Source organism: Marinomonas sp. ATLA20 (assembly GCF_057180105.1).
This window is the reverse complement of record NZ_JBXUKU010000002.1, coordinates 21,915-42,596: the sequence shown is the minus strand read 5'-3', so window position 1 is coordinate 42,596 and position 20,682 is coordinate 21,915. Positions and strand designations below refer to the sequence as shown.

At 43.0% G+C, this 20,682-nt stretch carries 25 protein-coding genes and 1 other RNA gene; 18 read left to right on the top strand and 8 right to left on the bottom strand.

From position 1 onward, the window contains the following. The first annotated feature begins 8 nt into the window (after positions 1-8). Entirely contained in the window at positions 9-1,679 is a 1,671-nt protein-coding gene (recN, locus tag AC2A4J_RS04620) for a DNA repair protein RecN (RefSeq protein ID WP_484175113.1), read from the top strand. 96 nt (positions 1,680-1,775) lie between these two features. On the opposite strand, the gene fur is transcribed toward recN, so the two are convergent. Further along, entirely contained in the window at positions 1,776-2,186 is a 411-nt protein-coding gene (gene fur / locus AC2A4J_RS04615) for a ferric iron uptake transcriptional regulator (RefSeq protein ID WP_255826636.1), read from the bottom strand. A gap of 69 nt (positions 2,187-2,255) precedes the next feature. On the opposite strand from fur, the gene AC2A4J_RS04610 reads away from it, so the two are divergent. After that, positions 2,256-2,573 (top strand): outer membrane protein assembly factor BamE, encoded by a 318-nt coding sequence (locus tag AC2A4J_RS04610; RefSeq protein ID WP_255826638.1) that lies wholly within the window; start codon positions 2,256-2,258, stop codon positions 2,571-2,573. Here AC2A4J_RS04610 and AC2A4J_RS04605 read toward each other — a convergent pair. From AC2A4J_RS04605 to AC2A4J_RS04595, 3 genes are read right to left on the bottom strand one after another with little or no spacing between them, the layout of a single operon-like run. Further along, complete coding sequence (locus AC2A4J_RS04605; RefSeq protein ID WP_484175112.1) at positions 2,570-2,854, bottom strand: RnfH family protein; 285 nt, start codon at positions 2,852-2,854, stop codon at positions 2,570-2,572. The two genes, AC2A4J_RS04610 and AC2A4J_RS04605, sit on opposite strands and share 4 nt — an antisense overlap. Before the next feature lies 1 nt (position 2,855). Next, entirely contained in the window at positions 2,856-3,287 is a 432-nt protein-coding gene (locus AC2A4J_RS04600; RefSeq protein WP_484175111.1) for a type II toxin-antitoxin system RatA family toxin, read from the bottom strand. A 1-nt stretch (position 3,288) separates the two neighbouring features. Further along, positions 3,289-4,647 carry a sodium-dependent transporter gene (locus AC2A4J_RS04595; protein ID WP_484175110.1) on the bottom strand — a complete coding sequence of 453 codons (1,359 nt, stop codon included), beginning with the start codon at positions 4,645-4,647 and terminating at the stop codon, positions 3,289-3,291. 181 nt (positions 4,648-4,828) lie between these two features. On the opposite strand from AC2A4J_RS04595, the gene smpB reads away from it, so the two are divergent. From smpB to AC2A4J_RS04575, 4 genes are all read left to right on the top strand, one after another. Continuing rightward, positions 4,829-5,308, top strand: a complete 480-nt coding sequence (smpB, locus tag AC2A4J_RS04590; protein ID WP_212916627.1) for an SsrA-binding protein SmpB — start codon at positions 4,829-4,831, stop codon at positions 5,306-5,308. A 113-nt stretch (positions 5,309-5,421) separates the two neighbouring features. Continuing rightward, positions 5,422-5,783, top strand: a transfer-messenger RNA (tmRNA) gene (gene ssrA / locus AC2A4J_RS04585). 189 nt (positions 5,784-5,972) lie between these two features. Next, positions 5,973-6,356: a hypothetical protein gene (locus AC2A4J_RS04580; RefSeq protein WP_484175109.1), complete on the top strand. Its 384-nt coding sequence runs from the start codon at positions 5,973-5,975 to the stop codon at positions 6,354-6,356. A gap of 144 nt (positions 6,357-6,500) precedes the next feature. Further along, positions 6,501-6,626 (top strand): hypothetical protein, encoded by a 126-nt coding sequence (locus tag AC2A4J_RS04575; protein ID WP_484175108.1) that lies wholly within the window; start codon positions 6,501-6,503, stop codon positions 6,624-6,626. Between the two features lie 58 nt (positions 6,627-6,684). Here AC2A4J_RS04575 and AC2A4J_RS04570 read toward each other — a convergent pair whose 3' ends face one another. After that, positions 6,685-7,680 carry a phage integrase gene (locus tag AC2A4J_RS04570; protein WP_484175107.1) on the bottom strand — a complete coding sequence of 332 codons (996 nt, stop codon included), beginning with the start codon at positions 7,678-7,680 and terminating at the stop codon, positions 6,685-6,687. A 25-nt stretch (positions 7,681-7,705) separates the two neighbouring features. After that, the gene (locus tag AC2A4J_RS04565) at positions 7,706-8,398 is read right to left on the bottom strand and encodes a helix-turn-helix domain-containing protein (RefSeq protein WP_484175106.1); all 693 of its coding nucleotides are present in this window, start codon (positions 8,396-8,398) and stop codon (positions 7,706-7,708) included. Between the two features lie 179 nt (positions 8,399-8,577). Here AC2A4J_RS04565 and AC2A4J_RS04560 point away from each other — a divergent pair, with 179 nt between their 5' ends. The 4 genes from AC2A4J_RS04560 to AC2A4J_RS04545 all read left to right on the top strand — a co-directional run bounded on the left by AC2A4J_RS04560 (position 8,578) and on the right by AC2A4J_RS04545 (position 10,464). Beyond that, entirely contained in the window at positions 8,578-8,850 is a 273-nt protein-coding gene (locus AC2A4J_RS04560; protein ID WP_484175105.1) for a hypothetical protein, read from the top strand. 2 nt (positions 8,851-8,852) lie between these two features. Then, a complete protein-coding gene (locus AC2A4J_RS04555; protein ID WP_484175104.1) occupies positions 8,853-9,245 on the top strand; it encodes a helix-turn-helix domain-containing protein in 393 nt (130 codons plus the stop codon). A 13-nt stretch (positions 9,246-9,258) separates the two neighbouring features. Continuing rightward, on the top strand, positions 9,259-9,459 hold the full coding sequence (locus tag AC2A4J_RS04550; protein ID WP_484175103.1) for a hypothetical protein: 201 nt from the start codon (positions 9,259-9,261) through the stop codon (positions 9,457-9,459). Positions 9,460-9,555: 96 nt separating this feature from the next. Next, complete coding sequence (locus AC2A4J_RS04545; RefSeq protein ID WP_484175102.1) at positions 9,556-10,464, top strand: hypothetical protein; 909 nt, start codon at positions 9,556-9,558, stop codon at positions 10,462-10,464. A gap of 378 nt (positions 10,465-10,842) precedes the next feature. Here the strand turns inward: AC2A4J_RS04545 and AC2A4J_RS04540 are convergent, their stop codons facing one another. Together AC2A4J_RS04540 and AC2A4J_RS04535 are read right to left on the bottom strand one after the other, a co-directional pair. Beyond that, a complete protein-coding gene (locus tag AC2A4J_RS04540) occupies positions 10,843-11,298 on the bottom strand; it encodes an anthrone oxygenase family protein (protein WP_484175101.1) in 456 nt (151 codons plus the stop codon). A gap of 31 nt (positions 11,299-11,329) precedes the next feature. Continuing rightward, positions 11,330-12,178, bottom strand: coding sequence for an NmrA family NAD(P)-binding protein (locus tag AC2A4J_RS04535; protein ID WP_205113389.1), 849 nt, complete (start codon positions 12,176-12,178; stop codon positions 11,330-11,332). 144 nt (positions 12,179-12,322) lie between these two features. Here AC2A4J_RS04535 and AC2A4J_RS04530 point away from each other — a divergent pair, with 144 nt between their 5' ends. The 8 genes from AC2A4J_RS04530 (at position 12,323) to AC2A4J_RS04495 (ending at position 20,673) form a co-directional block, all read left to right on the top strand. Beyond that, positions 12,323-13,300 (top strand): AraC family transcriptional regulator, encoded by a 978-nt coding sequence (locus AC2A4J_RS04530; RefSeq protein ID WP_239543962.1) that lies wholly within the window; start codon positions 12,323-12,325, stop codon positions 13,298-13,300. A 115-nt stretch (positions 13,301-13,415) separates the two neighbouring features. Next, positions 13,416-14,063, top strand: a complete 648-nt coding sequence (locus AC2A4J_RS04525; RefSeq protein WP_484175100.1) for a hypothetical protein — start codon at positions 13,416-13,418, stop codon at positions 14,061-14,063. A gap of 270 nt (positions 14,064-14,333) precedes the next feature. Beyond that, entirely contained in the window at positions 14,334-14,945 is a 612-nt protein-coding gene (locus tag AC2A4J_RS04520) for a Yip1 family protein (RefSeq protein ID WP_484175099.1), read from the top strand. A 307-nt stretch (positions 14,946-15,252) separates the two neighbouring features. Then, a complete protein-coding gene (locus AC2A4J_RS04515; protein ID WP_484175098.1) occupies positions 15,253-18,051 on the top strand; it encodes a monovalent cation/H+ antiporter subunit A in 2,799 nt (932 codons plus the stop codon). Further along, entirely contained in the window at positions 18,051-18,416 is a 366-nt protein-coding gene (locus tag AC2A4J_RS04510; protein ID WP_255826646.1) for a Na+/H+ antiporter subunit C, read from the top strand. Before AC2A4J_RS04515 ends, AC2A4J_RS04510 begins: the two co-directional genes overlap by 1 nt. After that, entirely contained in the window at positions 18,417-19,928 is a 1,512-nt protein-coding gene (locus AC2A4J_RS04505) for a monovalent cation/H+ antiporter subunit D (RefSeq protein ID WP_484175097.1), read from the top strand. Next, positions 19,925-20,410 (top strand): Na+/H+ antiporter subunit E, encoded by a 486-nt coding sequence (locus tag AC2A4J_RS04500; RefSeq protein WP_484175096.1) that lies wholly within the window; start codon positions 19,925-19,927, stop codon positions 20,408-20,410. The genes AC2A4J_RS04505 and AC2A4J_RS04500 overlap by 4 nt, the downstream gene beginning before the upstream one ends. Continuing rightward, positions 20,404-20,673 (top strand): K+/H+ antiporter subunit F, encoded by a 270-nt coding sequence (locus tag AC2A4J_RS04495; protein ID WP_255826649.1) that lies wholly within the window; start codon positions 20,404-20,406, stop codon positions 20,671-20,673. The genes AC2A4J_RS04500 and AC2A4J_RS04495 overlap by 7 nt, the downstream gene beginning before the upstream one ends. The last annotated feature ends 9 nt before the right edge of the window (positions 20,674-20,682 follow it).

The following is a 20,682-nucleotide window of genomic DNA, read 5'->3' as shown; positions in this document are numbered from 1 at the left end:
AGCACTCTATGCTGACCAGCATCGCTATTTCCAACTTCGCCATTGTTGAATCCCTAGAACTGGAATTCAAAAAAGGCATGACCGTGATCTCAGGTGAAACAGGAGCAGGCAAATCCATTATGGTGGATGCCTTATCGCTTTGTTTAGGTGATCGTACCGATGCTGCCGTTGTAAGACATGGACAAAAAAAAGCCGATATAAGTGCCAGCTTTGATATACAACATTATCCGCACGTCCATAAATGGCTAGAAGAAAGAGATTTAGAGCACGATCAGCACTGCATCTTACGCCGTGTAATCAGCAAAGAAGGTCGCTCCAAAGCGTACATCAATGGCCGCCCTTGCACGTTAAGTGACCTAAAAGACGTCGGTAGCCAACTGGTCGATATCCACGGACAACACGAGCATCAGTCGTTACTTAAAAAGAACGCCCAAAGACAACAGCTAGATGAATATGGCCGACTAACGGACTTGAGTAAAAAAGTCAGTCTGCAATACTCAACGTGGCGACAACTCAAAGAAGAATTATCAGCTCAGCAAAACCGCTCATCGGAACAAGATGCCAAAATCCAACTTTTGTCTTACCAAGCACAAGAGTTGCAACAGCTTGACCTAAAAGAAGGTGAAATCGAAGCGCTAGAAAACGAACAAGCGTTTTTATCGAACATTGCTGACTCTCAATTTAAAGCCTATCAAGCCAGCGGTATTTTGATTGATAGCGACGAAGGCAATGTCTGCTCTTTATTGCACCAAGCCATTAATAGCGCCAGCCAAATTCGTCCGGCCACCAAAGAACTAGAAAACGCACTAGAAATGATGAATGTGGCATTAATCCAAGCCCAAGAAGCCGCGGACAGCCTGCACCATTACCAAGACACGTTAGAACAAAACCCAGAACGTCTAAGCGATATAGAACAACGTCTTTCTGATATTTACGACACAGCTCGTAAACACAGAACCTTGCCAGAAGGCCTTATCTCCCTTCGTGAAAGTGTCGAAGCGGAATTGAACAGCCTACAAGGCAGTGAAGAAAGCTTAGAGTCACTCAAAGAAAAAGAAGAGCAAGCCTATGAAAAACTCACAGCGCTTGCGACCACATTGACTGAAAAACGCATTATCGCCAAAGACGAATTAGCACAACAAGTCGAAGAGCAGATACATGGATTAGGCATGCCACATGCGCGCTTCTTTATTCAATGCCAACCGCTCAATCAAGTTTCTGCCAATGGTTTTGAAGACATCGAATACATGATCGCATCCAACCCAGGACAACCCGCACAGCCATTGCGCAAAGTTGCCTCAGGCGGTGAATTGTCACGTATTAGTTTAGGCATTCAAGTGGTTACCGCTCATACATCAATTATTCCAACACTGGTATTTGATGAAGTCGACGTGGGTATCAGCGGTGGCATTGCTGAAGTGGTTGGTCGCATGCTGCGCTCTGTAGGCAAACGCGGACAAGTCTTCTGTGTGACTCACTTAGCACAAGTGGCTGCTCAAGGTAATCAACATTTACGAGTCAGCAAACTGGTTGAAGATGAAGCAACGTCTTCTCAGGTCGAACTCCTTAAGGATCAAGATCGCACACAAGAGATTGCACGCCTATTAGGTGGTCTAGAACTCACAGAGCAAACCCTAGCGCACGCACGCGAGATGCTTGGTAACGTCCAACTGCAGTAGCCTCAGCCAGTCATCGAGAAAGAGTAAAAACGAAAAAAGGGCCTAAACTCTGCTATTTAGGCCCTTCTCATTTACATCCTGATGGGATGTAAATGTTTATTTCTTCTTTGGACGCACGTAAAGAATCAAGCTGTGGTCTTCAATATCAAAGCCATGCTCTTCAGCGATTTCATGCTGGCGCTTTTCAATGATTGGATCAACAAATTCAATGACTCTGCCTGTTTCTAAACAAATCATGTGATCGTGGTGATCCCCCTTCGCCAATTCAAAAACAGCGGTGCCTGCTTCAAAATGATGACGTTGTACCAAACCTGCAGTTTCAAACTGAGTTAGCACACGGTAAACTGTTGCCAGACCAACATCTTCACCTTGATCAAGCAGAGTGCGATAGACGTCATCAGCACTCATATGGCGGTCGCCCGCACCTTCAAGAATTTGTAAAATTTTAACTCGTGGAAGAGTTACCTTAAGTCCCGCTTTCTTTAGCTCTTGATTTTCGCTAGTCATGAGTCATTCTCTATTCGATCTTGTTGATAATTACTTTATCATTAGCACACCAGAGTAAGGATAATACAAATGAAAAAATCAGTTTTACTATTATGCGCAGCGCTTTCACTCAGCGCATGCAGTTTATTTCCACCACCTTACAAGGTTCCGGTAACACAAGGAAACCTTGTAACGAAAGAACAGCTATCTCAGTTACAAATTGGCATGTCTGAATCTCAGGTAACTTACCTACTGGGTAACCCAATGCTAAGAGACACCTTCAAGCCAAACGAATGGCATTACCTATATACTGCTTTGTACGCCACACCAGAAACCCAAACAAGTGATGTAACCGACCTAGTGCTCACTTTCAAAGATGGCGTTTTAACACAAATCAAAAACAACTAATCTTTCGTTGTTTTCGCTGCACGGTTGGCCCTAGCTTGTTTTGGGTCAACCTTCAGCTCACGATACAGCTCGACTCGCTCGCCTTCTTTTAATGCTTGCTCTTCCGCATTTCGCACTGCTTTACCAAAAATGCCGACCTTTACCGTTTCGACATCTACATCAGGAAAAAATACCTGAATATTTGAACGGCGCACGGCATCACGTACCGTACAACCTTCTTCAACCTCTAGGGCAATAATTTTTTGCTTTTCAGGCAAAGCATACGCTACTTCAACTCTCATACTATTCACCGTATACCACTTTTGCACGCTTACTGAAAGAATCCACCATGGTATTGGCTATTTGGCTAAACACACCACCAAAAGCAAATTTCAGCATACCGCTTAATTCAAATTCAATACTCAGCATGATTTTGCAACTCGTTGGAGACAACTCCGTAAAAGTCCATACGCCATGCAAACTCTTAAACGGCCCTTTTACCAAGGTCATTTCGATACGACTAAACTCTTCCAAAAAATTCTTCGTCGTAAACGATTGTCGCACTGGCCCTTTCCCTACATCTAAAGACGCCACAATTTCTGTTGGTGTTTTCGACACTAATGTAGAGCTCAAACACCCAGGCAAAAACTCAGGATAACCATCAATATCGTTTACCAAGGCAAACATTTGCTCGCAACTGTAATTTACATGTGCAAATCGTTCTATATGACTCAAACTACACTCCTATCCAGCCAGCAAGGGTAATCACAATCATTGCTGGAATACTTATGTATTTCAATGTCTTATACCACCATTGAAAATGACTTGCTTGCTTTGTAATCATCTCATTTTGCAACATGGAATGCGGAATAAACCAAGCCACTAAAACAGACAGCAAAATGGCGCCTAACGGCAAAAGAATCAAAGACGTAAACTCATCGAGCAACTCGAAGAAATTCAATCCAAAGACAATCTTGCTGTCCCAATGATTAAAAGACAACAGCACCGCAATACCAACAAACCAGACCGCAATCCCCATAAATAGGGCGGCCTTTAAGCGCGCGATATAAAATTTTTCATGCAACCAAGCAACGAACAATTCTAACATGGAAATGGCCGACGTAAGCGCAGCCACCACCAACAATAAAAAGAATACACCCGCGAAAAATTGACCACCTGGCAAGCCACCAAAAATGATAGGCAAAGAAACAAAGGTCAAACTCGGCCCAGCTTCAACATCAATATTAAACGAGAACACCAATGGGAAAATGACCAAACCGGCCAAAATAGCCACCAGCAAATCCACACCCACAACGATGCTACAAGCGCGAGCAATGGACATACGTTTACTCATATAGGCACCATAGGCAAACATAGCACCCATGCCAACGCTCAAACTAAACAAAGCCAGCCCAACCGCAGACAACACCACATCAAAGGTAATATCCTGCCAAGACCAATGGAACATAAAGTCTAGCGCTGCATTCATGTTACCAATGGTCATGGAATAAAATGCCAATAGAAGCAGGGTCACCACCAAAACGGGCAACAAGATCCGCACCACAGCAGACAAGCCACGCGTTACCGACTGCCCAACCGTTAATACCACTAACCCCATAAACACTGAATGCCATAACAGCATTTCTGTTGGTGTGGCTAACAATGTATCAAACATGCTGGACGCGCCAACTTGCGTAATCTCTTTAAAATCACCAGCTAACGCGCGATCTAAATAAGCCAGAGACCAGCCCGCAATCACGCTGTAAAAAGTCAGAATCAAAAAACCCGTTATACCAGCCAACCAAGGCACAAACACCCAAGCAGGATGAACAATGCGACGCTCACTTAAATCGTTTACCGTATCAATAGGGTTAGAACGAACCGTGCGACCCAAAGCCACTTCGGCCATCAACACCGGCAAGCCGACCAGCAACAAACACAAGCAATACACAAACAAAAATGCACCGCCGCCGTTTTGCCCGAGCACATAGGGAAACTTCCAAATGTTCCCCAATCCCACCGCCGATCCACTGGCCGCAAAAATAAATATCCACGGACTTGACCAGATACCTTGTAAACATCGACTTTCAGGCATAAATTTAGGCTCTAAATACACAAGATGTGTTTAAGGATAGGAATAAAACGCATACGTGGCCAACACATAAGCGCTACCTAACCAGACAAATTAATTAACAAGTGCGAATTTTCCAACATTCAGGCGCATACCTCAAGAAAAGCATAGGTTTTTGCCACTATCGACCGTATAATTTCCAACTATGAGTAAAGTAAAGAAAAAATCCAGCAGCACGGGCACCATCGCGCTTAACAAACGTGCAAAATACGACTACTTTGTCGACCAGAAGTTCGAAGCCGGTTTGGTTTTATCTGGTTGGGAAGTAAAAAGCCTGCGCGAAGGCAAAGCCCAATTAGTAGACTCCTTCGTCATCATTCACCAAAACGAAGCGTGGCTCGTCGGTGCGCGTATTACGCCACTGCTTAGCGCCTCAACGCATGTCGTTTGTGAACCGATGCGACAACGCAAGCTTTTGCTGAATCGCAAAGAACTTGACCGGATCATCCAAGTCACCGAGCAAAAAGGCAAAACCTGTGCGGCCATGGCGCTGTACTGGAAAGGCAACAAGATAAAATGCGAAGTCGCCTTGGTAACCGGTAAAAAAGAACACGATAAACGTGATACCGAGCGTGATCGTGATTGGTCAAGAGACAAAGAACGACTAATGAAACACAGTGCTTAGTCTTTAAGATTCATAGGCTATACTTAATACGGTATGAATATGAACACACTAAGCATTTCAGCGTTATCTCTAGCGTAAGCACATTGTTTGCGATAGACTAGCGTTACCTTTTTGGGGGCGACATGGTTTCGACGTCGGTTACAAACCCAAAGGTGCATGTCGAGAGTGATGCGTGATCTCGTTAATCCCCCGCATCAATTTTATAGTCGCAAACGACGAAAACTACGCTTTAGCAGCCTAAACCGCTGCTAGTGTGCTGCCCTCAGGTTGCTTGTAGCCAGAGATTCTGCAGTATCATAAATTACAAGATGCTAACTGATGCCCCGCCTAGGGATAAGGTTCTAAGATTAAGTAGGCTCGCCATTAACACCCTGTCCTTCGGGCGGTTCGTGGTCAAATAATAGAAGTGACTATGCATGTAGAGCCGATGGCAGAGGACTGACGGACGGGGGTTCGACCCCCCCCGCCTCCACCACTTAAGTGGTTGATTTATGAGAAAAACATAAGTCAAACAGTGTAGATATGACCACAAAATGTCTACGAAAAACCAAAAAAAGCCGCTACCTAATCAGTAGCGGCTTTTTTCCTTGCAACCTATATTGCACTTAAACTGTTTATTGAGTATGGTTAAATACTTAATAAACAAGCGCAAGGGTATGCAACAATGGATCAAAGTAACGCTGCAAATGATAATGTAGTGGATATGCAACAGCAGATACAAGATGAAACTGAGCAAAATGCGCTTGAGATGTATCAAATTGTTTTCAAAATTGCTCAACATTTTATTGAGCAATCTAGGCTATACTCTATAGAAGAATTATTAGAGCATAATGATCCTACATACGAAGAGATAGCGAAAAACACTAAAGCTTTAGCTAAGCTGATGGAGTCTGTTGCCGATCTAGGTGGATGGAATGAAGAGCGAATTGCACTAAACGCAAAACAAGCTGCTATTTATATGTCTCAAATGGCAATAGCGATTGTACAAAATAATGAACGTGATTTAAAAATAGCTCGTAACCACCTTGAATCTATAACTTTCGTTTGATAGTATCCTTGATCAAATTTCATTCATTTTGTATCTATATTCAAAAATATAGAGTATATAGGTACTAAATTAAAAGCACATAAAAGTTTACTGCGACAACTTGGCCTTTAGGGCCTATTTGTCGTACAACCAAGGAGGAGCAATATGAAAGACAACACTCAAGAAAAACAGCGCCTGATTAAAGAGGCCACTAAATGCGCTAAGCGCATCGAGGCTCTCCTATTATCAGTAGATGCGCGCCTAGCGTATAAGACAAAGAAAGCTGCGTAAGCTTACTTGGTACCTTTAAAAAGCCACTAAACTAGTGGCTTTTTTTATGCCTGTAACGTCACTTCTGCACCAATGGATTGAGCGTTACGGCTTCTTGCAAATGGTCAGGAGCCAAATGAGAGTAACGCATAGTAATTCTTATATCACTATGCCCCAAGATTCGCTGTAGTGTCAGTATATTCCCACCATTGATCATGAAATGACTTGCGAAAGAGTGCCTTAAAACATGGGCAGCCTGACCTTTAGGGAGTTCAATTTTTGTTCGTTTCAATGCTCGTCTAAAACTACCTATTGAACTAGTAAACAAAGGTCGATTAGTCGCTTTGGGGGCGTGTTTCTTAAGTCGCTCAAAAAGCCAATCAGCTACTGGAATAGTTCTATTTTTACCATTTTTGGTATCGTTGAAGGTCACTTTTCCATCACGAACATTTCCAGAGGTAAGCCCTTCAGCCTCCCCCCACCTCGCACCAGTACACAAACAAATTAATGCAATCAGCTCCACATGCTCATTCTCACATTGCTTAATAGATTCCATTAATTCTTCAATTTGTTCAGTTGCTAGGTAGGAAAGCTCTCTTTCAGGAATTTTTATCAAAGAGATATCATCTAGAGGATTGGAATAGGAGATTTCACCATTCTTTTTAAGAGAGTTAAACAATGCCCCTAAGTAACCTAATTCATTATTTAATGTCTTGGGAGATCTACCCTGCTCGCTTCGCATAGCTCGCCAATGAGCAAACTCTTTAGATGTTAATTTACGAGCAATCGGGTTGCCGATCCCTTCAACCATTGAATCTAGCTTACGCTTTCTTCGTTCACCATCTTTTAGATACTGACCCGTTAACTTAAACCATACCTCAACAAGCTCAGATAAACGCCTGTTATCAGATGAGCTTTCGTTCCAATCTTTATCTGAACTCGCTTTAGCTAGAATGTGTTTTTCAAACCGTTGTGCTTCAATACGGGTATCAAACTTCTTTCTTACCCGTTTTCCTTCTCGGCCATTTGGATAAAGATCAACGAGCCATTTGTTTTCTACTTTTTTGATTGTCATTTCTTAATTATTTAACCTTTTAAAATTAAGGCCAGAGGTAATCACCTCCTGCTTTCCACTCTTCAAAGCGCTCTTTCAGACTCTGAGATTTGACTTCATTTAACTCAGTAAAAAATAAATCCTGAACTCCTTCAGCTTTTTCAAATTGATCATTATTAAGACCTTTAAATTGAGCATTTTGGATTAGGTCTTCATTAATCCCTTTTACCCAAACTCGAAAGTCTCTCAATTCATTACGACCGCCATGGTTACTATCAAAATTTAGGTAACCACTTGATAGCCAAAGAGAGCCTCTGTTTACTTTCTCTGAGGCATACATTTTTAACATCGATTCTTCTAGTTCAATCAGTACTGCTAAGCCATTGACTTGGTCTAGGTTTTGGATAAACGTTAGCTTTCCATGCTTTATGTAAGCTGGGCTTATAATAGAAAATGCCATATATCGAGGATCACAAACCTCAATAATATTAGCCCTGTCTGCCAACTTTGAGTTTGGCGTGATCTGAGGGGCTCTAGGAAGCGCACTTCCAGTCAATAGCCACAACGCATATTGAGGCCATGATTTTACAACCTTCTCTAAGGTGTCACTCCGAGGTATTTTTCCTTCGTGCTCAATTCCCTCTATAGTCCTGTGGGATAAATCAATTTTTTCTCCAAAGTCCTTTCTGGATAACCCTAGCGCCTCTCTCATCACTAAAAGTCTATTTGAGATCGTCATGTACGCCTCGCTAAATTACATCAATTAAAAAACAATAAAATACCCTCTAATAATGCGGGTATCAATAATTAAAGTATATATTTTACTCCTAAAAACAAAAAAATATAAAAACGAGGGTTGATTGACCTCTTTTTTTTAACTATAGTGCCTAAAAACTAATCATGTATAGGGTTACTAAGATGAGTGATTATGAATTAGATGACAAGATGAAGAAGCGCTTCGTATTAATAGCGGAGAAGTTTACAACATCGGCAAGTGAGGGCGTAATTACAAAAGAACGCTACCTAACGATGCTTACCTTGCTTAATCACTTCTACTCCTTGCCAGTACCATTAACACAAAACCATTGGAATACCGTAAAAGAAAACATGATTGAAGCCCTTGAAATCGAGACTCAGGTTGTCACAACCGTTATTAGAAATAATCATACAATTGCCTCAAATGAGAATTAGTTATGACGTCAATGCCCATAGCAATTGCACTACCTTTGATATCCCAAGAACAATTCTCAGAGTTGGTTGGACTATCTCAGGATGTTGTAAGAGGTTGGATCGATAAAGGCCTGATTCCAACAGTTAAGATAGGACGTAGAAGGCTAATAAATGTTGCAAACTCGACTCAGGCGGCCGACCTTATTACTAACAAACGCTCAATTTCAACCGTTGCTCAAGTCTCAAATGGTCAAACGCTGTTACTAGGTGGCCTTGTAACAGAAGAGGAAAGAACCATTGAGACAGGCGTCCCCCTTCTTAAAGACATACCATTTTTAGGCGCTTTATTTAGATCAGAGCAAACTGTCAAAACACAAAAAGAACTCACTATGATGATCAGGACGACATTACTTTGACCAGGCTTAAATCATGACTGTGATCAAAAATAAAGAATTGTATGAAGCATTGTTAGAAGCAGGAGCAAGTACAGACAAGGCGGCATCTGCAGCAATGTCTCTTGCTCACTATCACAATGAAATAAAAAAAAAATTCATTGAATTGAAAAAAGGCATGACTTTTCTCAAATTGGCAGTTCTATTTATTATTGTGCTAGAAACCATCCAGTATTAAAAATACTCATAAAAACACTAATAATCGTGGATTGATCTTACTAAAAGCGCTTAAAATTATTCCTTCAAAAATATAAGCGCTAAATGGAATTAATTTATGGATCAGAAAGCACCACAAGAGCTTCAGGCACAAGAAGCTTCTCAGGCAACGGAGCCACCTCATACATCGGAAGCGCCTCAGACAACAAAATCAACTGAAGTGTCTGATATAAAGCCCCTGAGCAAAAATGAAATATTAATTCAAATTCTTCAGATATTTGGATTGTTAAGCATTATCGGAGTTTTCATTGTATGGCTTATTGCCACTTTGGCTATGAATTCATATTTTGGTGCCTTTCTTATTGATGTCTCAAAAATTTCATCGATAGAGTCTACATGGATTTTTGCAGTTCAGCACTTTACACCGTTTATGAAAAAGGGCTTAGTTGTTTTAATAGCAACTACAGTTCTAATTTATTTACTATTAAATAAAGACTTCAAGTTCAAAAGTCCGTTAGTTCCTTATATTTTATCTATTCTTTTAGCGTCTTCAATTTCCTCCATAATATTTATTATCTTGCTTTTCTTTAATTCAAACTCTGGTCATATGCTAGCTAAAATTGATCAAGAAAAATTCAACAATGGAATGTTATTTCCAATGTCGATAGAAATGGACTCTCCAAAAGAAAATAGAACTTGTGTAGTTTTATTGGGTGATATATCTGAATTTTCAGTAATAATCGGATCTGGTAGGAGCATTTCTCTTATAAAACGAAAAAATATAAAATCAATGTCTCCAATGCTTATGGAAACCCCCTATGTCAGTGAAGCCTCCAATGTCAGTGAAGACTCCAATGTCAGTGAAGACTCCAATGTCAGTGAAACCTCCAATGTCAGTGAAGCTAGCCATCCTCTTAAAGTTGGCTGTCCAGAGTTCTTAGCTAATGGTAAGTTCCCAACACTAAACGTAGAGCACTCATATCTTCTCAACAAGTGGTGGTCATTAATAAAATGGACTTTCGAATAGAAGTTTAATGTCTACATTTTGACTACTACGCTATGTAATACAGTGGTTTAAAGTGGTTTTATCATTCCTTCAGCTATCGCTAAACCCACAGTATTACACTACAATCCACTATGGCTTATGGATGGTATGGGTTCGACCCCCCCCGCCTCCACCAATTAAAGGCTTGATTTTAAAAGGGTTTGCACTTTTTAAAATGAAGTCGGTGCACATATGAGGCACCAAATTTAGAACCACCTTCGGGTGGTTTTTTATTGCCTGTGATTTTCATCAACCAACACGAAAAAGACAATAGATACAACGACTTAACAGCTATTTTTAACGCCTTGCCCCCCATTTTCTCGTTAACAACTTAAAAACTGCGACTCACGCAGAAAAACTTTAAATATGAGCTAAGACTAATATAGTGCAGGCCGCTATGCTGCTCAGCGTTCGTATATGGTTGAGCCTTGTCCATTTAATTAGGTACTCATCCCATGATTGCTGCAGGCTGAAAGTGTCCTTTTCACTTAGTTTTAGCTTGTTGTTGAGCGGTACATTGCCAAACGCTGTCACAAAGAACATACCGATGATGTAAACCACTGCCGCGCATACCTCTAATAGAGATTGGCCTTCTTGCCAGTCCACCAGCGACCAAGGAATCAATAAGGCAAACCAAAAGGTTGATATGAAAAATAATGGCATAAAGGCAGTATTCAAAATGACGTCATTGATTTCATTCATCACTTTTGCCCCTTGGGGCTTGGACAATTCAGCCAACGACGTCATAACCACCACCGAAAAAGCAAAATAAATACCCGCCATAATCCCAGTCATCACGATTAATACCGTAATCATTCCCACTCTCCTACAAATTTGTCATCTACGGCTAGTTTGCCGCTGACCATACGCCTGTTTTGGCGGTTCTTGCCACGTAATCCTCAAAACGTCGAGCGGGGCGACCAAGCACGTTTTCAACGGTGTTGGTGGTGCTTTCGTTACGACCGTCTAGCACGTTTTCAAACAATTCATTCAGTAACCAAGCAATGTCATCTGGCAATCCTTGGGATTTGGCTCTTTGTATGTAGGCCTCGACAGGCGTCGTTTGAAAAGCGATATTACGATTGCTCGCGGTGCCAATAGCTTTCACACAATACGCAAAGGACAAAAGCTCAGGCCCTGTCACTTCGAATAATTGGTTTCGAAGGCTTGGCTGGGTCAAGGCCGCAACGGCCACATCGGCAATGTCGTTTACATCAATAAAAGGTTCGTCGGCTTTCGGTTCTGGCAACAGCAGTTCGCCTGCTTTTAATCCATCAAGCATAAAGCTCTCACTAAAGTTCTGCATGAACCAGCTCGCCCGTACAACATTCCAATCCAATCCACTGTTTATCACTACATTTTCAGCGTGTTGTGCCCCCTCTTCTCCACGGCCAGACAACAAGACAATGTGCTTCACGCCAACGGATTTCGCCAATGCCACAAAGTCACGCACATCACTTTCTGCCTGAGGAACGGCTAAGTCTGGAAAGTAAGTAACGTAGGCTGTTTTTGCACCTTCTAGCGCCTGTTTCCAACCAGATTGGTCTGCCCAGTCGAATGCATAATCACTGTTACGAGATAGGCCTCGCGCTTCATAACCAAGTTGCTTCAAACCTTGCAAAACGCGCTGACCTGTTTTGCCGGTTGCCCCCACTACTGCGAAGGTGTCATTTGCGGTGATGGTTTGATTTGTCATGATCTTTCTCCTTACTTATTCGTTGTCGTTTGTGTATTTCATTTAAGAATGGAATCAGTGTACGAAGAATAATCTTGATGTTTAATGCTTGTATTTCTATATTTGTTTGCAGTTCGTCTAAAATTTCATTTTTATGAGGCACCCGTGCAAAACACTTATCAACGAGACATTCCCCAGCCAAGCGATACATTAGGGGAAACACTGTATTCACTTAGGCTAAATGGCTTGGTGTACGCCTGTTCAGAGTTAAGTGCTCCGTGGGGTATAGAAATGCCCCCCATGCAGGGCAAAATGATGTTTCACATTGTGACGCAAGGCTCTTGCTTATTAATCTCACCCAACCATGCGGAGGTGCTGCTGAAACCTGGAGATCTGGTACTGTTACCGAAGGGAGAAGGTCATCAAATTTGTTCCGACACAGAGATTCATTGCCAACCTTTTTTTGATATTCCCGTTAGCAAAGTGTCTGATCGATTCGAATTTATGAACTACGGTGGCGGAGGTGAGCAAACATTGCTGACATGTGGCGTGCTCAGTTTTGATCATATTATTGGAAAAAAACTGGTCTCGCAGTTACCCCCGTTGATTCATATGCGAAGTGATAATGGTCAATTGCCCAGCTCGCTACAAGCCCTGGCTCAACTCATGGCTGACGAAGCAACAAATCTTGCTGCTGGCGGCGAAACCGTGGTCGCGCATTTGGCCGATATCATTGTAATAAAAGCGATTCGTCACTGGATTGAGCACTCTCCTGATGGAAGCAAAGGTTGGCTCGGTGCGCTGAAAGACCCGAAAATTGGCAAGGCACTGGCTGCTATGCACGCCCATCCAGAGTCCAGCTGGACAATTGATCGTCTTGCCGAGCAAGCAGGAATGTCACGTTCTGGGTTTTCTGCGCGGTTTACCGAGGTAGTTGGCACCTCAGCAAAGCAGTATTTAACTGAATGGCGAATGAGCCTAGCCCGCATGAAGGTAATGCAATCGCCTGTTCCACTAATGGATTTGGCCGAAGAATTAGGCTATCAGTCCGAAGCCGCGTTTTCACGCGCTTACAAGCGCGTATTTGGTGTCTCGCCCTTGCGCCCTGCTCGTGCAGAAGCGACAGAACAAGTGCCACGTTAGAGTAAGGTTTTTGAAAAACAGGTGAAAGGTGGAGCGTTGATCTCGGCTTTGCACGCTATCTGTGTTTTTATATTTTTTGGAAAATTTTTATTGATACGTCATGGAGCTCGCGGTTATGAAGTTTTTCTCTATGTTGATGCTGTTTTCAGTGTTTGTTGCGGGCTGTTCGTCGAATGTGAAGTTGGCAGGGCAAAATGTCAGTAATGTTGACGCCAGTGTAGACATCGATAAATCAGCCGCCATTGCTGTGGTTCCCAGTAAGGATGGCGATCAACTGACCAATAAACGCTACATTCCCGATATTGTCAGTGCATTGAAAGAGCGTGGATTCACTGATGTCTCAGGCACTCAAAGCAACCCTGATTATCACCTGTCGATAAATTTCACGTCGGAAGAAACCACTGAGACGAAGAAAGTCCCTGTGTTTAACAACGACAGAAACGTTCCTTATACCGTTTGCCATAGAAACCCAAAGACAGACGCACGAACCTGCGTCACACGTTATCGTCAATTTATGGAACCTATTGTCAGCGGTTACGATAAAGTCGAAACGCCTACGAAGGTTTATACTTTTCAGTACAAGCTGACAGACAAGAAAAACAATCTAATTTTAGATTCTAGTAACACCGTGGTGCATCCGACATGCTCCAAATGGAAAATGTTTGAGTTCTTAGCCAAAGAAACCATCGCCAGGGCGAATTTTAATGATCCGGTCGACAAGCCTTATGCGGTCGAAATGAAAGAAGGCTATAGCTGCGAGTAAATCCATTCTAAATCAACAAGCTAGAAGTATCGTTTCTGGCTTGTTGTTATTTTATATTTCGCTTTATGCTTTGCTGCTGCGCTTTTCTTTGATTCCGCTTACTACTTATTGATCTTAGCCGTTAAGCATCTATAAGAAATCGTTATCATCTTTTCAGTCTCTTTCTGCGTATCCATCTATACTGTGTATAAGCCACTTTTGTTTGGGCGTGGCTGTATCAGGACTTTTTCCAAATCCATTACGCTCACTCTGTGAGGCAAGGGGGAATCCATGATCAATCATGTTTGGGGTCTTATTCATCATCCAGATAAGGAATGGCGCGAGATAAACAAAGAGCATGAATCGGTAAGTCACTTGTACTTACACCATGTTCTTTGGATGGCGGCCATTCCGGTTGTCAGCACCTTTATTGGGACGACGCAGTTTGGTTGGACGTTCGGCGGAGAGGAAGCCATTAAGGTATCTATTATGGATGGCCTTGGCTTAGGTGTGTTGTTTTACGCACTGATTCTGCTCGCAGTGGCAATGGTCGGCAGTTTAATTCATTGGATGGCGCGAAATTTTCCAAATCGCCCTCCACTTCAGGAATGTATCGTCTTTGCCGGTTACATTGCTACGCCTATGTTTTTAAGTGGTATTTTTGCCATTTATCCGATCATTTGGCTGTGTTTGCTCGCCTGCGTAGCAGGTGTGGCTTATACCGGTTATCTATTGTATCGCGGTACACCAAGCTTTCTGGGTATTAGCCATAAACAAGGCTTTATTCTCTCTAGCACAACACTTGGTATCGGGGTTTTAGTATTAGAAGCTTTGTTGGCAGCCGTGGTGTTACTTTGGAGTTTAGGTTCTGAACACAGTATCGTGTGGAGCTTCTTCCAATAGGGTTCTTTTTAGCCTTCTAAACTAGCAAAAACGCGCCTTTCTTAAGCAAGCACCGGAACTTTTTCCGCTGCTTGCTTTCTTATGCCTACTTATTGTTGTCATTAATTTGTGATACTTTTCTTCTGACTGCGGTTTTAGGCTATTGATTAAATTGATAAAAGGCTATGCTTACAGAATCATTACTTTGCCAGTTTGTAGAGTAAGTTATTTTGAAGTATTACTCGTAGAGAACGATTGTTAGGATAACAAGCATGCTCGCACAGCACATTCACAATATATTATGGCTTACTAGAAAGGAGTTTTGCCTTTGAGTTCACTTATCTGGCTACCTTTTCTTCCTTTATTAGGTACGTTAATCCCCCTTATTACCGCTCGTTTTAGTCGTACAGCTTGTGCGTTTATGACAGCTGCATTGCCAGCTCTAACTCTTTTCTTAGTGCTTTCTCACGCGGGTGATATTTTCCAAGGCGAACGCTTTTTAGCTGCGATACCCTGGATTCCTGCTATAGGCCTAGAGCTTGCCTTCCGTTTAGATGGTTTGGCCTTACTCTTCTCTATTTTGATTCTGGGCATTGGCTTACTGGTTATTCTGTATGCGCGCTATTATTTATCCGCGGCAGACTCCATTGGTAAGTTTTACTCGTACCTTATTCTCTTCATGTTCGCCATGCTCGGCGTAGTACTGTCTGATAACTTGATTCAGCTGTGGTTTTTCTGGGAATTAACCAGTATCAGTTCATTCTTGCTGATTAGTTTCTGGGGGCACAAGACAGAAGCTAGAAAAGGCGCAAGAATGGCGCTAGCGGTGACAGGCGCTGGCGGTTTGGCATTATTAGCTGGTTTGCTCATTCTAGGCAGTACTGTGGGAAGCTTTAGCCTTCAGGATGTTTTAGACAGTGGCGACTTAATCAAAGCCAGTGCGAACTATCCCGTCATTGTGATTCTTGTATTGCTTGGTGCCTTTACAAAATCCGCTCAGTTCCCATTCCATTTTTGGCTACCGAATGCCATGGCAGCGCCTACGCCTGTGAGTGCGTATCTTCACTCTGCAACCATGGTAAAAGCGGGTATCTTCTTGATGGCGCGTTTTTACCCTGCACTGGCGGATACAGACCTTTGGTTCTTAATTGTCAGCCTAACGGGCTTGGCGACCTTCCTGGTTGGTGCTTACATTGCTATCTTCCAGCATGATTTAAAAGGCTTGTTGGCTTATTCGACCATCAGTCATTTAGGCTTAATCACCTTATTGCTCGGTATGGGGACAGACCTAGCGGCTGTGGCTGCTATTTTCCATGTTATCAACCACGCTATATTCAAGGCTTCTTTGTTTATGGCGGCGGGCATTATTGATCATGAATCTGGCTCGCGCGATATGCGTCAGCTGAATGGCCTATGGAAATACATGCCTTATACAGCGACCTTGGCCATGGTGGCGTCAGCGTCGATGGCGGGTGTGCCATTGATGAATGGTTTCTTGTCGAAAGAGATGTTTTTCACAGAAACACTGCATCAGGCCTCTCTTGGTTCTTTGTCTTGGTTTATTCCAGTATTAGCAACCTTAGGCGGCGTGTTTGCGGTTGCCTACTCTATGCGCTTTATTCATGATGTGTTCTTTAATGGCGAGCCCATTAACTTACCTAAAACCCCTCATGAGCCACCACGCTATATGCGTGTACCAGTAGAGGTTTTGGTTGGACTTTGTTTGGTTGTCGGTATTTTCCCAAGCTTAATCGTTGGCGACCTATTATTTGCTGCCGCTGGTGCAACGTTAAATGGTCCGGCCCCCACTTATAGCCTTGCCATTTGGCATGGTTTTAACTTCCCTCTATTAATGAGTTTGATTGCCTTGATTGGCGGTTTGTACATGTATCACAACCGCTCTCACATGTTTAAGTTCCAAGCGCAATTTCCTACCAGTGATCCTAAATTGGTGTTTGAAGGAGTGGTTCAATACCTGACAAACAAAGCCAGCCGCATTATTGCTTTCACAGAGAACGGTTCATTGCAGCGTTATATTTTCTTTGTCTTAGCTTTCGCTATTGTGATGACAGCGTCTACTTTGATGAAACTCAATACCACGGCAGGACAACGCCCTGAGATTCCGCTTGATGCTTTGTCTATCACTTGCGCTGTGTTGCTATGTGTTTCTGCTTTAGCCACTGTGATATGGCACAGAAGACGGGTTATCGCTTTGCTTACCTTGTCTGTTGTCGGTTTGATTGTGTCTTTGGCGTTTGCTCAGTTTTCAGCGCCAGATTTGGCCCTTACTCAGCTTTCAGTTGAAGTTGTGACGGTGATATTGTTGATCTTGGCATTGTTCTTTTTGCCACAAAATACACCGAAAGAATCCTCTCCTCGTCGGGTGGTTCGTGACTTAAGCCTCGCATCGTTAATTGGTGGTGTAATCGGTACTATTTCTTATGCCTTGATGACTCGTCCGCTTGATACGATTTCGACCTTTTTCACCGAAAATAGTAAAACTGGTGGCGGCGGAACCAATGTCGTTAACGTAATTTTGGTGGATTTCCGTGGCTTCGATACCCTTGGTGAAATTACTGTGTTGGGTATCGCGGCATTGGGGATTTACAAGTTGATCGCTAAAATGCGTCTTTATATGCCATCCAGTGACGGCAATGGCTTAGCTTGGTCGGAAGACAGATACCCTATTCTTTTGGCGGTTATCTCACAGAGTTTATTGCCATTAGCCTTGTTGGTGTCTGCCTATATTTTCTTACGCGGACACAACATGCCAGGCGGTGGTTTTATTGCTGGCTTAATTACATCGGTTGCCATTATTCAGCAATATGTAGCGCACGGTGTTGAATGGATTAAGACTCGTATCAAGCTGGATTATCAAATGATGATTGGTTCAGGCATTGGTATTGCGACCCTAAGCGGTTTAGGTAGTTGGGTCTTTGGCCATACTTTCCTATCGTCTTGGTTCGATTACTTCTACTTACCAGTGATTGGTAAATTCGAATTAGCCAGTGCCATGGTTTTTGATCTTGGTGTTTTCCTCACTGTAGTAGGTGCAACTATGTTGATCCTTGCCAATCTAGGTCAGTTGACCACCAGTGAGCGTCCTACTCAAAAGGAGCATGATTAATGGAAGGTTTATACGCATTTTGCGTTGGCTTATTAACTGCCTGCGGAATCTTTCTTGCATTACGAGGCCGCACTTTTTCTGTGGTTATCGGCTTAACTCTACTGTCTTATGCGGTGAACTTGTTCTTGTTTGCCAGCGGCCGACTCAAACTCAATGCGGCCGCTGTGCTTGGTGAATCGGAGCAATACAGTGACCCGCTACCTCAAGCCTTGGTACTAACGGCCATTGTTATTGGTTTTGCCATGACGGCATTCGCTGTAATTTTAGCCATGCGTGCTCGCGCCGATTTAGGTAACGATCATGTTGATGGTACCTTGCCAGCCCGTCCAGGCGATGCTTCGAAGAAATCTGGAGGGAGCCAATAAATGCAGCACCTGAGCATTTTTCCGATTCTGATTCCTTTGTTATTTGGCGCCATCATGTTGTTGCCGCCAATTTCACGCGACATCAATTCACAACGTATTACCTCAATCATTGGCACCTTATTTTTACTAATTTCGTCCGCTGTTTTACTGTACAAAATAAATGCTGAAGGCGTTCAGCTTTATGCCTTAGGCGGCTGGCAAGCCCCTTTTGGTATTGCTTTAGTGGCAGATAAGGTTTCTAGTCTTCTTGTATTGTTAACGGCCTTTTTGGCCTTCTGTGTGATGCTCTATGCTGTCGCAGGACAAGACAAAGGTGGCGCGTATTTTCATCCATTATTTATGTTCCAAATCATGGGCATTAATGGTGCTTTCTTAACAGGCGATATCTTTAACTTATTCGTCTTTTTTGAAGTCTTGTTAATCGCGTCCTACGCGCTGTTAATTCACGCTGGCGGGAAACAGAAAACGCAGGCCGCTTTGCACTATGTCATTCTTAACCTTGTTGGTTCTAGCCTCTTCTTGTTCGGCCTTGGTATTTTATATGGCACGCTTGGTACGCTAAATATGGCGGACATGGCAATAAAAGTCGGTCAATTACAGGGTGAAACAGCGACATTAGCAAAAACTGGTGCGTTGTTATTATTGGTCGTATTCGGCTTAAAAGCCGCCATGCTACCAATGCATTTTTGGTTACCGAAAACCTACGCCAGTGCCAGTGCGCCAGTCGCCGCACTATTTGCCATTATGACTAAGGTGGGGATTTACAGTATTTTCCGCGTCTATACGGTTGTTTTTGGCGACGATGCTGGTGAACTGGCTAATATTGCGACGCCTTGGTTATGGCCTTTAGCATTACTAACCATCGCCATTGGTACCGTAGGCGTGTTTGCGAGCCCAGGAATCAAGACACTCAGCGCAAATTTAGTCATTGTTTCCAGCGGCAGTTTGCTCGCTTGTGCCGCGATCAATTCCGAAGCTGCAACATCAGCCGCTCTGTATTACATGGTACACAGTACATTGGCATCCGCAGGGTTATTTTTGCTCGCCGATGTTATGTCTCGCCAGCGAGGTAAAGCCGAAGACCGTTTTGTGCGCTCACGCCCATTTGTTCAACCTAGATTACTTGGCTTTGGCTTTTCTATTGCAGCTTTGGCGTTAGTCGGTATGCCGCCGCTGTCTGGGTTTGTTGGCAAAATCATGATTCTGCAAGCCACACAATCTTCAGCGCAAACCATGTGGGTTTGGCCTTTGATTTTGATTGGTAGCTTGGCGGCTTTGATTACTTTCTCAAGAGCAGGTACGACACTATTTTGGCGCCATAATGGCAGCGCTGTCGCTGAAGCTGAGCCAGCTAAAACACCGGAGATCATAGGTATTGCACTGCTATTGTTAGCCACACCTGTTTTAGTGTTGTTCGGTGGCGATATTAGTGAATTTACTCAGCAAGCAGCAGAACATCTTCACGATATACAAGCGTCTGCTTACGCTTTATTACCAGGAGTAGCCCAATGAAGTTATTCCCTATGCCATTCCACAGCTTATTACTGTTTGTAGTTTGGTTGTTATTGAACAATTCCGTCAGTGCTGGTCACATGGTGTTGGCTGCGTTTTTTGCCATTGCTATTCCTTTGCTTGTGAATAGTATGCGTGATGAGCACCCAAAAATCCTTAAGCCTTGGTTGGCGATTCGCTATGTTCTTATGGTGCTGAAAGATATTTTGGTTGCCAATGTGGAAGTAGCTCTACTGATTATTGGTCCAATCAAGAAGCTAAAACCTGGCTTCGTCGCGATTCCGATTAATATAGACTCAGATTTAGGCATCACTATTTTAGCAAGCACAGTGTCTCTGACACCGGGCACCGTAAGCGCAGAAGTATCGAAAGACAAAGCCTGGTTATATGTGCATTCACTTCACCTAGATGACGAAGCTGAACTGATTAAATCGGTTAAGCAACGCTATGAAAAGCCAATCAAGGAGATATTTGGATGCTAAAAATAACCATCACCATCGTGGCGGTATGTATTTGCATCGCGCTGATTTTGAATTTATGGCGTCTTTTAAAAGGCCCTACCATATCAGACCGAATTCTGGCGCTCGATACCATGTACATCAACGCCATCGCACTTATTTTACTCTACGGCATTTATGTGGGAAGCGCTTTGTATTTTGAAGCGGCGCTCTTAATCGCCATGCTTGGATTTGTCAGTACTGCGGCACTATGTAAATACTTACTTCGCGGCGACATCATAGAATAAGGATCAGTT